This is a genomic window from Arthrobacter sp. zg-Y820 (assembly GCF_030142155.1).
Classification (GTDB): domain Bacteria; phylum Actinomycetota; class Actinomycetes; order Actinomycetales; family Micrococcaceae; genus Arthrobacter_B.
The window spans coordinates 1,973,589-1,987,253 of sequence record NZ_CP126247.1; the positions used below are offsets into that span (position 1 = coordinate 1,973,589).

Annotated in this window: 10 protein-coding genes; 4 read left to right on the top strand and 6 right to left on the bottom strand. The window is 66.4% G+C overall.

The genetic code is table 11. The annotated features are described in order from the left end of the window. Positions 1 to 187: 187 nt before the first annotated feature. Entirely contained in the window at positions 188 to 2,365 is a 2,178-nt protein-coding gene (locus QNO08_RS08950; RefSeq protein ID WP_284155580.1) for a transglycosylase domain-containing protein, read from the top strand. 194 nt (positions 2,366 to 2,559) lie between these two features. Then, positions 2,560 to 2,859: a hypothetical protein gene (locus QNO08_RS08955; protein WP_229965895.1), complete on the top strand. Its 300-nt coding sequence runs from the start codon at positions 2,560 to 2,562 to the stop codon at positions 2,857 to 2,859. Here the strand turns inward: QNO08_RS08955 and QNO08_RS08960 are convergent. The 5 genes from QNO08_RS08960 to QNO08_RS08980 form a co-directional block, all read right to left on the bottom strand. Further along, positions 2,825 to 4,309 carry an amidase gene (locus QNO08_RS08960; RefSeq protein WP_229965894.1) on the bottom strand — a complete coding sequence of 495 codons (1,485 nt, stop codon included), beginning with the start codon at positions 4,307 to 4,309 and terminating at the stop codon, positions 2,825 to 2,827. The two genes, QNO08_RS08955 and QNO08_RS08960, sit on opposite strands and share 35 nt — an antisense overlap. After that, positions 4,306 to 5,631, bottom strand: a complete 1,326-nt coding sequence (locus tag QNO08_RS08965) for a M20 family metallo-hydrolase (RefSeq protein ID WP_229965893.1) — start codon at positions 5,629 to 5,631, stop codon at positions 4,306 to 4,308. Before QNO08_RS08965 ends, QNO08_RS08960 begins: the two co-directional genes overlap by 4 nt. Positions 5,632 to 5,723: 92 nt before the next feature. After that, entirely contained in the window at positions 5,724 to 7,094 is a 1,371-nt protein-coding gene (locus QNO08_RS08970) for an MFS transporter (protein WP_229965892.1), read from the bottom strand. Positions 7,095 to 7,424: 330 nt separating this feature from the next. Next, positions 7,425 to 8,339, bottom strand: a complete 915-nt coding sequence (locus QNO08_RS08975; protein ID WP_229965891.1) for a LysR family transcriptional regulator — start codon at positions 8,337 to 8,339, stop codon at positions 7,425 to 7,427. Between the two features lie 78 nt (positions 8,340 to 8,417). Further along, complete coding sequence (locus QNO08_RS08980; RefSeq protein WP_229965890.1) at positions 8,418 to 10,109, bottom strand: PucR family transcriptional regulator; 1,692 nt, start codon at positions 10,107 to 10,109, stop codon at positions 8,418 to 8,420. A gap of 166 nt (positions 10,110 to 10,275) precedes the next feature. Between QNO08_RS08980 and QNO08_RS08985 the strand changes: the two genes are divergently transcribed. Together QNO08_RS08985 and QNO08_RS08990 are read left to right on the top strand one after the other, a co-directional pair. Continuing rightward, positions 10,276 to 11,763, top strand: coding sequence for a CoA-acylating methylmalonate-semialdehyde dehydrogenase (locus QNO08_RS08985; protein WP_229965889.1), 1,488 nt, complete (start codon positions 10,276 to 10,278; stop codon positions 11,761 to 11,763). Positions 11,764 to 11,790: 27 nt separating this feature from the next. Then, complete coding sequence (locus QNO08_RS08990) at positions 11,791 to 13,161, top strand: aspartate aminotransferase family protein (RefSeq protein ID WP_229965888.1); 1,371 nt, start codon at positions 11,791 to 11,793, stop codon at positions 13,159 to 13,161. A gap of 24 nt (positions 13,162 to 13,185) precedes the next feature. Here QNO08_RS08990 and QNO08_RS08995 read toward each other — a convergent pair whose 3' ends face one another. Further along, the gene (locus tag QNO08_RS08995; protein ID WP_229965887.1) at positions 13,186 to 13,590 is read right to left on the bottom strand and encodes a DUF302 domain-containing protein; all 405 of its coding nucleotides are present in this window, start codon (positions 13,588 to 13,590) and stop codon (positions 13,186 to 13,188) included. Positions 13,591 to 13,665 lie beyond the last annotated feature (75 nt).

Here is a 13,665-nt window from a genome sequence, read left to right on the forward strand (position 1 = left end):
CGGAAGTGGCGGCCGGACGTGTGATCTTTTTCTCAAGGGGCGTGTCGGGAAGGGGCGGACAAGCCCCGGGGAAACACCGGGCCGCGGCGGAATGCGGGGAAGGTTGTACTCCGCACGGCGGGGACCGTCAAGATCGGCCCACAGAAATGGGTTGTATCTTGTTCGAATGCGACAAAACAACTCCTCCATGCTGGCCAGACTCGGCACCTCCGGCCGGCTGGTGTTGTTTCTGGCCGTCAGCGTCCTCTGCGGTGCCCTCGTCGCCGGGATTTTCGTTCCCGCGACAGCGGTGGCAGCCTCCGGCGCCAACCAGATTTTCGACAGCCTCGAGGACCTGCCGGACGAGCTCGAAACCGGCCCGCTCGACGAGGGGTCCAAGATCTACTCGGCCGACGGAAAGCTGATCGCCACCTTCTACGCGGAAAACCGGATCCCGGTGACGCTGGACAAAATCTCCCCGTCGATGCAGGACGCAATCATCGCGATCGAGGATAACCGCTTTTACGAGCACGGGGGAGTGGACGCCAAAGGCATCGCCCGCGCCTTGGCCTCCAACATGACCAAGGACAGCACCCAGGGTGCCTCCACCTTGACGATGCAGTACGTCAACAACGTCCTGATCGACCAGGGCGTCGCCGAAGGCAAGAGCGCCGACGAGCTCACGGTCAGCGGAACCAAGAACATCACCGACAAGGTCCGTGAAGCCAAGCTGTCCCTCGCCGTCGAAAAGGAATTCTCCAAGGATGAAATCCTCGAGGGGTACCTGAATATTGTGCTGTTCAGCGGCCGTACCTACGGCGTCGAAGCGGCAGCGCAGACCTTCTTCGGCATTCCCTCCGCAAACCTGAACATCGCCCAGTCGGCAATGCTCGCCGGGATGGTCCAGTCGCCGAACAACTTCAACCCGATGACAAATCCCGAGGCAACGCGGGACCGCCGGGACGCTGTTCTGGCTGCCATGCTCCGCTACGACAAAATCACGCAGCAGGAACACGACGACGCCGTCGCCTCCGACCTGCAGCTCAACCCGCAGCCCGCGGCACGTTCCGGCTGCGTGGGAGCTGAAATGGCCGAATACTTCTGCAGCTATGTGCAACAGGTTGTGTTGGCCTCCGATGAGTTCGGGGTGGACGAAACGGCCCGCGCCAAGCTTCTGGCCCGCGGTGGCCTGACCATCACCACCACTCTGGATTCCCGGCTTCAGGAACAGGCCCAGGCGCAGATCGAGGCGCAGGTTCCGACCGGCGACCCCTCGGGTGCGGGTTCCGCGATGGTGTCCGTGGAGCCCGGAACGGGCAAGATCCTGGCCATGGCCCAGAACACGAACTACACGCCTGAAGAAGGCAGCGGAAACACGCAGCTGAACTTCAACGTTGACTCCGACATGGGCGGCACCGCGTACGGCTTCCAACCGGGATCCACGATGAAGCCCTTCACCACCGTTGCTTGGCTGGAGAACGGCGGCAGCATCGACGACGTCATCGATGCGTCCCGGACCAGCTACCCGGCCGGATACGACTGGTCCGCCAGCTGCCTGCCCGAAGACGCCTACTTTGACGAGTGGAAGTTCAAGAACGCCCAAGAGGGCTATGAACGCAGCATGACCGTGGGCGAGGGGCTGACCTGGTCCACCAACACGGCAACAGTGGCGCAGGCCTCCCAGCTGGACCTGTGCGACATCGGCGACGTCGCCACCCGCATGGGCGTGCACCGGGCGGTCGACGGCGAACCGCTGGAGGTCAACAATCCCTCCTTCGTCCTGGGCGGCCAGGAAGTGGCTCCCATGACCATGGCGGCTGCCTACGCAACGTTTGCCAGCGGGGGCGAGTACTGCGAACCCATCGCGCTGACGCAGGTATCCAATTCCCGGGGCAAGTCCTTTGAAGTACCCGAGGAACAGTGCACCCGTGCAATGTCCGAGGAGGTCGCCAAGGAGGTCTCGGAGCCGCTCCAGAAACTTGTGGAGAGCGGACCGGGCGCCATTTCACCGCTGGGTGTCCCCGCAGCGGCGAAAACCGGCACCACGGACATTTCCGAACAGACCTGGACCGTCGGCTACACCCAGGGCATCTCGACTGCTTCCTGGGTAGGCAACTGGACGTCCTACTCTTCGTTGAACGACCTGCCAATCAACGGCGTGGCGCGCAGCTACGTGGACGGCTCCACCATTGCCGGCGCGCAGTGGACCGAATACATGCGCTCCGTTGCGAGGCTGTATCCAACGGGCGAACTGACGGATCCCAACCGCAAGTCGGCTCCGGCTCCCGACGCCAAGCCGGAGAACGAATCGGCACCCGAAAAGGAACAGGACAACGCCGAGCCCTCACCGGCCGACGACGAACCCGGCGAAGCCGCCGACTCCTAAGCCGCGACTCCGGCCGGCGACCGGGACCAAGGCCGGCGGTCAAGGCCCGAAACACCGCTAAACCGCAGAATGCTCCGCAGTCCGTTTCAAAGGCTGCGGAGCATTCTGCGTGTGGTGCTTGTGCCTGCGGAAATCTCCCTGCACGCTGGATAACTCATACCCGCTGCTCGACACCGCCGGAGGATCCCATGCACATGAAAACCAAGCACCGTGGCTCCAAGCACCTGCACGGCCCGCATCATCTGCACGCCCAGCATCAGCACCATGGCTCCATGCACCTCCCCGTCCTGGACTTTCCCGGGCTTAGCGCCAGGCGGCTGGCGGTGGGCGCCTTCTCACTGGGCGCCCTCGCGATGGGAGCGGTGGCCGTGGGGGCGCTGGCGATCGGAAAGCTCAGCATCGGCCGTACCGACATCAAGGAACTTTACGTCGGCCGCCTGCAGGTGGACGAGCTGATCGTTACGGAACCTGCCGGCCCCGAGACAACGCTGTAGCGCCGACCGGCTCCGGGCGGTGGTTCCGCCAGGGCCGCAGCGCCTCCACCGCCGCACCGACGGTAAACACGGCGCCGTCATCAAAGGGATGGCCAACAATCTGGACGCCGGTGGGAATGCCGCAGTCGGCCATCCCGCTGGGAACGGCCAACACCGGGCACCGGTTCGCGATGTTGAAGACGCCGGTCATGTGGCCCTGCCAATAGTGCTCCAGGTGGAGGCCCTCTGCTGCGATGCCGTCCAGGTACATCCCGTCGGCGTCGAGCGAGGCCACGGCGGAAGCCGGACAGATCAGGGCGTCAAAGCCGGCCATGGCGGCGGCAAGCTCGCCTTGGATGCGGGTTTCCGCGGTGATGCCGTTCAAGAAGCTGCGGTCCGCCGCGGCTTGGCGCGCATCCGCCATGAAGCGCCGCGTGTAGTCGGCCAGCAGGTCAGTGGAGCCGGCGGTCTCCGCCTCCATGGCCGGCCCCAGCAGATAGCCGAAATGGGTGAACATGGTGCGGCTGATTTCCTCGGAGGTCCACGGCAGGGTTATCTCCTCCACCACGGCACCCGCGGCCTGCAGGGCGGCCGCAACGGCACGCGTATTGGCTTCCACATCGGCTGCCACCGGGTAGTTGCCCAGCCGGAGGCAGAGGGCGATGCGCATGCCGGCAACCGACTCCGCAGCCGCGCCTTCCGCCGGCAATTCGATCGGATCGCCGGACGCGAGCGAGGCATGGTCCCCGGCGTGCTGGCCAGCCATCACATTCGCCAGCAGCGCAGCGTCAGCGACGGTGCGGGCCATGGGGCCGTCGCCCCGGTAGAAGTCGGCGGAGAGCGGAGCGAGCCCGGGAATCCTGCCGTACGGCGCTTTGTAGCCGACCGTCCCAGTGAACGACGCCGGCAGCCGGGTGGAGCCGGCGATGTCCGAGGCAGTGGCCAACGGCGCAAACCCCGCAGCCAGGGCCGCGGCCGAGCCGCCCGAGGACCCGCCCGGCGAGAAGCGGGGGTTCCAGGGATTGCGGGTGACGCCCCACAGCGGACTGTGGGTGACGGTGGCGCAACTGTATTCCGGCGTCGTCGTGCGCAGGTGGATGATGCCCCCGGCGCCGCGGATCCTGCCGATCACCGGGTGGTCGTCCTGCGCCACCTTGTTCCGATGGGCCACCAGTCCCTGCGAGAGGGTGCGGCCCCGCAGGCCGTGCTTTTCCTTCGCTGCCACCGGCAGCCCCAGCAGCGGAGTCAGGCCGTGCCCCGTTTGATACTTGGCAGCGGCTTCGCGTGCGGCGGACATCGCTTCATCGAACAGGGTTTCGGTGACGGCATTGATCGACCCGCCGGCACCCGGGGAGCCGTTGATTTCCTCCGTCCTGGCGATGACCGCCGAAAGCAGCTCGACCGGCGACAGCTCTTTGGCACGAAACAGGCGCAGCGCGGAGGACGCATCCAGGTAGTGCAGATCGGTCATGCCCGGACGGCTCCCGGCAGCGCGGCGGCATTCTCGGCGTCGGCTCCCGGCAGCGCGGAATTCACCGCGTCGGATGAGCCGGTGGCCGAGTTCGCCAGGGCGCCGGAGATCAGTTCGCGGGTGACACCGGTCAGCATGTCCAGGCCCAGGACCATGTCCTCGTCTGTGGTGAATTCACGTTCGCAGTGCGAGACGCCGTCCACGCTCGGAATGAACAGCATGACCGACGGCGCAACGGTGTTCATGGCGACGGAATCGTGGCCGGCCATGGTCTGGATCCGCCGCGAGGACAGTCCCAGCCCTGCCGCGACCTGCTCCGCCAGCTCGAGCCCTTCCTGCGGGAACCGGCGGATGGGGCGGATATCGAAGTCCTTGACGTTGACCTTGATGTCGTATTTGCGGGCCAGTGCATCGATGTCGCCGATCAGCTTGGCACGGGCCGCCTTCACGACCTCCGGGTCGCCGGAGCGCAGGTCGGCGATGAGATGCACCCTGCGGGCCACGACGATGGGGGAGTTGGGTTCCAGGGTCAGCTGGCCGACCGAGGAGACGAGGGCCTCGTCGGCGAACTCCTCGGTGACGTCGTGCACCATGAGGATGATTCGCGAGGCGGCCACCAGGGCGTCGTGCCGGTCCGCCATGGCTGTGGCGCCGGTGTGGGACTGTTCACCGAGCACTTCAATATCGAGTTTCTGCGTGTACCAGCTGCTGTCCACCACGCCGATGGAGATGCCTTCACGTTCCAGGATCCGGCCCTGTTCGATGTGGATCTCCGCATAACCGGCCGCTGGGGGCGCTTCCGCCGTGCCCAGGTACCCGATGCCTTCAAGTGCCTCGGAGACCGAGGTGCCCTGCAGGTCGGTCACAGCCAGCATCTGGTCGCGGGACAGCAGGCCGGCGTAAACCGAGCTGCCCATGATGCTCGGGGCGAAGCGGCCGCCCTCTTCGTTGAACCAGTTCACCACCGCCAGGTTGAACCGCGGCAGCTCGCCGCCGGCATCGACGTCGGCGCTGATTCGCCGGGCCGCGTGGAGCGCAGCAATGACACCGTAGGCTCCGTCGAAGCGGCCGCCCAGGGGCTGGCTGTCCAGATGGGACCCGATGATCACAAAGGGTGCGCCCGGGGTCCATTCGAGCAGCGCAAACATATTGCCGATGCTGTCGACCCGGAGTTCCCAGCCGGCCTCCTGCACCCAGGCAGCGAACCAGTCACGGGTCAGGGCGTCCTCCGCGGTGGCGGCCTGGCGGTCCACCCCGTTGTTGGGCGTGGCGCCGATGGCGGCGACGGCATGGAAGTCGGAGAGGAATGATGCTGACGTCATGGGAAGTCCTTTGGAAGTTTGGAGATGTGAAGTTGGGAGATGTGAAGTGTGGAGATCTGCGGCGCGCGCGGGGGCGCGCGGGGACGGCGGGATCAGCCCATCCGGCCGCGGGTTTCGGGAACCTTGGTGAAGACGATCAGGAGGAAGACGACGGCGGACGCGGCAGCCATGTAGAAGCCCGGTGCATGCGCTACTCCGGTGCCTCCGACGAGCGCCGTGCCGATGAACGGAGCCGTGCCGCCGAAGATCGCGTAGGCGCCGTTGTAACTGATTGCCGCCGACGTGAACCGGGTCCGGGTCGTGAAGATCTCCACAAAGAACGTGTAGCAGCCGCCGCCGTAGATGCAGAGGGCCACCACAAAGAGGGACTGCCCGGCAAGGGCCAGCGGCAGGCTGCCGCTGGTGACCAGCATGAAGCTGGGCACCGAGAGTGCAGCCAGCGCCGCGGAGCCGGCGATGAGCATCGGCTTGCGGCCAACGCGGTCGCCGATCCGCCCGCCGACCGGCAGCAGGACGGCGTAGAGCGCCAGGGCGGCGGCGTTGACCATCAGGGACTGCTCGCGGCTGAGCTGGCCGGCGGTTTGAACGTAGGAGACAAAGTAGGCGGACAGGAAGTAGAAACCCATCGCCGTCAGGCCCATCACGAAGATGACCTGGACCATGCGGAGCGTGTTCTCGCGCAGTGCTTCCTGCACCGGGCTGAATTCCTTGGGCTGAGCCGCTTTAGCGTCCTTGAAGGCTTCGCTTTCCACGGTGCGGCTGCGGATCCAGACGCCGAACATGGCGAGCGGAAGCGCGAGCAGGAACGGCAGGCGCCACCCCCAGGATTCGAAGGATTCGTCGGTCATGGACTGGCTGAGGATGAGGATCATTGTTCCGGCCACCACGGAGGGAAGAGCGGTGGCGGCGATGGTGATGTTGAGCCAGAAGCCGCGTTTGTTGACGGGCGCGTGTTCGAAGACAAACGACGGCGCCCCCACGGATTCTCCGCCGGCGGAGAAGCCCTGGATCAGCCGGCACAGGACCAGCAGCGCCGGCGCCCAGGCGCCGATCTGCGCGTAGGTGGGAAGCATGCCCATCAGGGCAGTTGCTCCGCCGATGGCGATCAGCGTGATGCTCAGGACCCTGCGCCGCCCGATGCGGTCTCCCAGGACACCGAAGAAGAGGCCGCCGAGCGGGCGGACCACAAAGGCGACGCCGAAGGTGGCGAACGTGGCGAGCATCGCGGCGATGGGGTTGCTGCCGGGGAAGAACAGCTGCGACAGGGTGACGGCGGTGAGGCCGTAGAGGGTGAAGTCGTAGAACTCGATGAACTGTCCGATGCTTCCGCCGAGCAGGACCCGCTTCTGCATCCTGGTGGTTCCCGGCGTTCTGGTGGGTCCCGGCGCCGGGACCTGTGTGGCCGGAGCTGTACCGACCGTCCCCGATCCCGGCTGTTCCGCTGTGCTGTCGTGGATTGTCATGAGAGCAACGCTAGGGGGATCGTGTTTCCGTAAACGCGGGCAGTGTTACGGGGCGGAAAAAGAAAATCCGGCCTCATTACAGCTTTATTGCGGGCATCCCGAAGTCCGGAAACTTCCCGGACTTGCGACTCTGGCGTCGGGACCATCGATTCTCCCTTGATTAAGCGGCCTGGAGCCGGACAAGCCGACAAAAGGCCTGACCAGCGGGCACTGATCTTCCGGATTCAGCACCACAGCATCAACTGTGGTGATGCCGCTCACAGTTGTCCAATCGGTTGTTTAGGGTAAAGCAATCGATTTAGCCAATGGCTCGGCGCAGTGCGGGTCGGTTTACTGCCCGGATGCGCCGTAAAGCCGGAGGCAGGTTTCTTCAAAGGCCAGGGTGCGGCGGGTTGGCTGCACGCCGTCGGAACGGACCAGCATTACTTCGATGGGCGGGAAGTCATCGGTCAGGGTGAGCACCGCCACCTGGCCGCCGGAATAGGTCAGGTCACTGTGCAGCCGCTGGTTCAGCACAGCGTAGCCGTGTCCCTTGGCCACGAATGACCGGACGGTTTCATATCCGGCGAAGCGGTGCCGGACGTTGGGCACCAGTCCGGCAAGGGTGTAGAGCTGCTCGTAGTATTCCCTGCTGTGGGGGAGGTCAAGCACCACCGACGGCTCACCGGCCAATTCCCGGAGGGCGACGCTCCGCTCCGGCCGGGTGGCGGCGGGATGTCCCGCGTGGACCAGCACATGCGGCGGCACACGCTCCAGCACCCTGGTGGTGAAGCCGGGACCTAGGCCTAGGCCGTAGGTCAGCGCAACGTCGCACTGTCCTTCCCGCAGGGCGGTCTGCAGCCCGGCCAGGTCCGTTTCCAGAATCGAGACAGCCACTCCGGGATGCTGGCGCTCAAAGGACTGGAGGATGGCCGGAAGCCGAAAAGGAGCCAGCGGTGAGAACACCCCAACCTTCAGTTCACCGACAACGCTGGCGGCAAGTCCCCGGGCCGACTCATAGAGCGAGTCGGCGTGTTCCAGGAAGACCCCGACATCCCCGGCCAGTTGCCGGCCGGCCGGTGTCAGCCGCAGGCCCCGCGCCAGACGCACAAACAGCTGGGTGGCGAGGCTGGCTTCGAGCTGGGTTATGGCTGTGGACAGGGCGGACTGCGTGATGCGCAGACGCTCGGCGGCCGCCGTCATGTTTTCCACCTCCGCCACCACGGCGAAATACCTCAGCTGGGTCAGTGTGAAGGGTTTCGGCACGGCTCAGCGCTCGCATTCTGTTGGGTGGTTCCAGGCGGTGTTGGGTGGTACCAGACAGTGTTGGGTGGTTCCAGACAGTCACAGGGCACGCAGCCGGTAAACGAGCAGGGCGACGTGCAGCGACGTCCGGGACTCGGCGTCGTCCAGGTCCACTGAGAGCAGTTCCTCCAGCCGGCTGAGCCGGGCGTATAGCGTCGGCCGGCTGAGGTAACTGCTCCGGGCCAGTGCGGTCTTGTTGCCGCCGGACTCCAGAAACTGCCCGAGCATCTCCAGATAGCCGTGCTCGCCCCGGGCCTCGGCCTGCAGGACCCCGTGCAGCTCGGACTCGACGAACTGCTGGACACGCGGGTCCTTGCGGAGCAGGGCCAGGAGCCCCCGCAGCCGGATATCCGTGGCCCGATGGAAAAGCCGGTCCTGTCCGGGCAGCGTCGCAGCGGTTTCAGCGACGTGCGCCGCTTCATCGATGCCTGCCGCAGCTTCCAGCAGGGAGGCTTGCAGGCGTCCGACGCCAATGGTCCAGTGCCCGACGCCGATGGTCCAGTGTCCGGCGGCCGGAGCCTCCGGCCCGTCCTCCGCCGCCAGGGCCAGTGCGCCGGCGAGCGCGGTCAGCACCTCGTCCTCCAGCTGCTGCGAGGAAAGGGCCAGCAGCATGCCCACGGAGCCGGACCGGATGACGGCACTGATGGCAGTGCAGGGAAGGGTCTTGAGGACGCGGGCGAGCTGCTCGAGCAGGGCACGTTCCTCCTGCTGCCCGGCTAGCGGGTCGCCGGACGGTTTTCCAGACGTCGGCGCGGCACCCTGAAAACCGGACGGTGAGCCGCTGCGGAAGACAACCGGAAGGTAGAAGGGCGAGCGCCGCAGGCCCAGCGCAGCAGCCCGGGTCTGGGCCTCGCCCTCACCCAGGCCGCGGGGCTGACGCAGTGCATTCAGGAGCCCGGCCTGTGCCTGCTGGTTCAGGTCATGCCGGTCCCGTTCCGCGAGCCGGTTGATGGCCAGGGTCTGGGCGGCGCGTTCGAGCACCATGGCGGCCGCGTCGTCGTCGTCCAGCGGCACCGGAACCACCAGCCGCCCCCATACCTGGCCCCGCACGCCAACCGGAGTCTGAAGCCAGGCGCCGTCGCCCGTCCGGGACGTTTCGGCCGCGGAATGCGTGGTCCGCGACCGGCGTTCCCAGTCTTCCAGCAGCACTGCGGTCTCCAGCTGCCGGGCCGCATACGCCAGGACCAGGTGCGAGAGGTCCTCCAGCACCACCGGAGCGCCAATCATGGCCGCGGCCTGCTCCACCACCTGCTGCGTTCCCGCGCTTTCCAAGCTGAGCAGCGTGAACGCTTCATGCACGGCGCGGGCACGCTCCACCCGGCTCAGCTGCTCGGCCACGATGAGCCGGTGCACAATTTCGGTGATCTGGACAAAACGCACCCGGTGCCGGACGACGACGACGGGCAGGTCCGCGGTCAGCGCCGCCAGGTGCAGGGCATCCAGGCTGCGCTGCCGGTCGCCAACGGCCTCCATGATGAGGCCGGATGCCCCGGCGTCCTGCAGCGACCGCAGAAACGAGGCGGTCCGGCCGGGATCCTTCTCCAGTTCCAGGCCCGTGGTGAGCACCAGCTCTCCGCCGGACAGCAGCCCGGAGACATCAAGGACCTCGCTGACATGGACCCAGCGCACCGGATTGTCCAGGGCGGTGTTTTCCGGGCCCGGTCCGAGGATCCGCGGCGCGGCGTCGCGCAGGACGGGGAGGTCCAGAACGGACCGAACTGTGGGCAGCATTTACACAGGGTAAAGGAGGAAGAGAGAAGACTTACACATCGTTACTTTTGCCGACCCGCGGGAACCGCCAGACTGGACGAAACGCTCGCACGGCTGATTGACCGTCATCAGCACCGGCCGTCAGCCACCTCCGGTCACCGGCAACGACCCCTTCTCAAGGAGAACCTTGGACAGCATCAAGCACTGGATCAACGGCAGCTACGTTCCGGCCGGGTCGAACACGGCGCCGGTCACCAATCCGGCCACGGGCAAGGTCACCGGCCAGGTGTCCCTGGCCACCCGCGAAGAGGGCGCTGCCGCTGTCGCCGCGGCTGCGGCAGCCTTTCCCGGCTGGCGGGACACCTCCCTGGCCCGGCGGACGCAGATCCTCTTCGCCTTCCGCGAGCTCCTCAACGCCCGCAAGGGCGAGCTGGCCGCCATCCTGACGGCCGAACACGGCAAGGTGCTCAACGACGCCCTGGGTGAAGTGAGCCGCGGCCAGGAAGTGGTGGAATTTGCCTGCGGCATCCCGCACCTGCTGAAGGGCAGTTTCACCGAAAACGCTTCCACCAGCGTGGACGTGCATTCCGTTCGCCAGGCGCTGGGGCCGGTTGCGATCATCAGTCCCTTCAACTTCCCGGCCATGGTTCCCATGTGGTTCTTCCCCATTGCCCTGGCCGCCGGCAACACAGTGGTCCTGAAACCGAGCGAAAAGGACCCGAGCGCAGCCAATTGGCTGGCCGAGCTGTGGAAGGAAGCTGGACTGCCGGACGGCGTCTTCAACGTCCTGCACGGCGACAAGGTGGCGGTGGACACGCTCCTTACCCACCCGGGCATCAAGGCCGTTTCCTTCGTCGGGTCGACGCCGATTGCCAAGTACGTGTATGAAACGGCAACAGCCAACGGCAAGCGGGTCCAGGCACTGGGCGGCGCCAAGAACCACATGATCGTCCTGCCCGACGCCGATCTGGACCTCGCCGCCGACGCGGCCGTCAACGCTGGCTTCGGCTCCGCCGGCGAGCGCTGCATGGCCATCTCGGCGCTGCTCGCGGTGGGAAACATCGCCGATGAGCTGGTGGCCAAGATCGCCGAGCGCACCAGGGAACTCCGCACCGGGGACGGCAGCCGCAACTGCGACATGGGGCCCCTGGTGACGGCGGCCCACCGGGACAAGGTGGCGGGTTACGTCGACGCCGGCGAGGCAGCCGGCGCCACCCTCGTAGTGGACGGCCGCACCGTCACTCCGGACGCCGAGGGCGACGGTTTCTTCGTTGGCCCCACGCTGTTCGACAACGTCGCACCGGAGATGTCGATCTACCGGGATGAGATCTTCGGACCGGTCCTGTCGGTGGTCCGCGTGGACAGCTATGAGCAGGCGCTGCACCTGATCAACACCAACCCGTACGGCAACGGCACCGCGATTTTCACCAACGACGGCGGAGCGGCCCGCCGGTTCGAGAACGAGGTGGAGGTGGGCATGGTCGGCATCAATGTCCCGGTCCCCGTTCCCATGGCCTACTATTCCTTCGGTGGGTGGAAGAACTCACTTTTCGGCGACACCCATGCCCACGGAACCGAAGGCGTTGGCTTCTTCACCCGGGGCAAGGTGGTCACCACCCGTTGGCTGGATCCGAGCCACGGCGGAATCAACCTCGGCTTCCCGCAGAACGCCTGACCCGGCCGCACCTGAAAGGTACTGGATATGACTTCCACGATCGACGGCGGAGCTCCGCCGCTGCTGGACGCTGAAGGCGCACGCCGCGCCTACGAGCTGGACCGCAAGCATGTCTTCCACTCCTGGTCCGCGCAGGACCTGCTGGATCCCATGGTCATCAGTGCGGCCTCCGGATCCCACGTGTGGGACGGGGACGGCAAGAAGTACCTGGACTTCTCTTCCCAGCTGGTCAACACCAACATCGGTCACCAGCATCCCGCCGTCGTGTCCGCGATCGCCGCCCAGGCGGCGAAGCTGTGCACCATTGCGCCCAGCTACGTCAATGACGCGCGCTCCGAGGCGGCCCGGCTCATCGCGGAGCGGACGCCGGGGGAGCTGGACCGGATCTTCTTCACCAACGGCGGCGCCGACGCCAATGAGCACGCCGTACGCATGGCGCGCCTGCACACCGGACGCCAGAAGGTGCTGTCGGCGTACCGCTCCTACCACGGCGGCACCCAGCTCGCCGTGAACCTCACCGGCGACCCCCGGCGCTGGTCGAACGACTCCGCCAGCACCGGCACCGTGCACTTCTTTCCGCCGTACCTGTACCGCACGGCGTTCCATTCCAGCACCGAGGCGGAGGAAAGCTCCCGCGCCCTGGAGCACCTGGAACAGCTGATCGCCTACGAGGGGCCGGCAACCATTGCCGCGATCATCCTGGAATCCATCCCCGGCACCGCAGGCATCTACCTGCCGCCGCCCGGCTACCTGCAGGGGGTGCGCGAGCTCTGCAACCGGTACGGCATTGTGCTCATCGCCGATGAGGTCATGTCCGGGTTCGGCCGCACCGGCAAGTGGTTCGCCGTCGAGCACTTTGATGTGGTGCCGGACCTGCTGACCTTCGCCAAGGGAGTCAACTCCGGCTACGTCCCCATGGGCGGAGTCGCCATCAGTCCCGAGATCGCGGCGACCTTCGGCACCCGGGTCTATCCCGGCGGGCTCACGTATTCCGGGCATCCGCTGGCCGCTGCGGCCGCCGTGGCGACCATCAACGCCATGGAGGACGAGGGCATGGTGGAGCATGCGGCGGAACTGGGCCGCAGTGTCATCGGCCCGGCGCTGGCGGGCTTCGCCGAGCGTCACGCATCAGTCGGCGAGGTGCGCGGAACCGGGGTGTTCTGGGCCATCGAACTGGTGCGGGACCGGGCCACCCGCGAACCGCTGGCACCGTACGGCGGTTCCAGCGGGGAAATGAACCAGCTGCTGGCCGCTTGCAAGTCCCGCGGGCTGCTGCCGTTCGCGAACTTCAACCGCATCCACGTGGTTCCGCCGTGCAACACCAGCGTGGCCGAAACGGAAACCGGGCTGGGCATCCTGGACGAAGTGCTGGAGATCGCCGACGGCCTGGTCGGCTAGCGGGGTTCGGCGTGCGGGGTTCGGCTAGGTTTTCACCTGCTTGATGATGTTCCGTATGGCGTTCTCCAGGGCTTGGGACGTCTGAGCGGCGGCGTCGCGCAGTTCGGGACCGCAGAGGCGGATCAGGGAATCCGGGGCCAGGTGGTGGACCCGGGTTACCTGGGCCTGCGGATCCTGCCGGACCACGACGTTGAGTGGCAGTACGACGCCGGCGTCCCGAATCATTTCGACGGCACCTCGGGCCAGGGCGGTGTGAAGCACGCCGAGGACCTGGTAGTTTCCCAGCTGCTTGGGTGCATCCTGGCCGAGTGCCGCGGCCAGGTCCGAATCACTGATGATGGTGAAGCCATGATGGGCCAGGGATCCCTTCGTGAGGCGCAGGGCCTCCTTGAAGGGTGCGCGTATTTCGATGCTCAGGGTGTTTTCCACGGTGCCACCTTCCGGTTTGGTGCCCGCATCCTGCGCCGGGCTGCCTCTCCTGCCAGAATAGGTGGGGACGGACGG

What these genes read in the sequence shown, in the direction of transcription:
- QNO08_RS08960 (WP_229965894.1), bottom strand. Translation starts at nt 4,309, where the DNA reads ATGACCGATCTGCACTACCTGGATGCGTCCTCCGCGCTGCGCCTGTTT.
- QNO08_RS08950 (WP_284155580.1), top strand. Translation starts at nt 188, where the DNA reads ATGCTGGCCAGACTCGGCACCTCCGGCCGGCTGGTGTTGTTTCTGGCC.
- QNO08_RS08955 (WP_229965895.1), top strand. Translation starts at nt 2,560, where the DNA reads ATGAAAACCAAGCACCGTGGCTCCAAGCACCTGCACGGCCCGCATCAT.
- QNO08_RS08990 (WP_229965888.1), top strand. Translation starts at nt 11,791, where the DNA reads ATGACTTCCACGATCGACGGCGGAGCTCCGCCGCTGCTGGACGCTGAA.
- QNO08_RS08970 (WP_229965892.1), bottom strand. Translation starts at nt 7,094, where the DNA reads ATGACAATCCACGACAGCACAGCGGAACAGCCGGGATCGGGGACGGTC.
- QNO08_RS08965 (WP_229965893.1), bottom strand. Translation starts at nt 5,631, where the DNA reads ATGACGTCAGCATCATTCCTCTCCGACTTCCATGCCGTCGCCGCCATC.
- QNO08_RS08980 (WP_229965890.1), bottom strand. Translation starts at nt 10,109, where the DNA reads ATGCTGCCCACAGTTCGGTCCGTTCTGGACCTCCCCGTCCTGCGCGAC.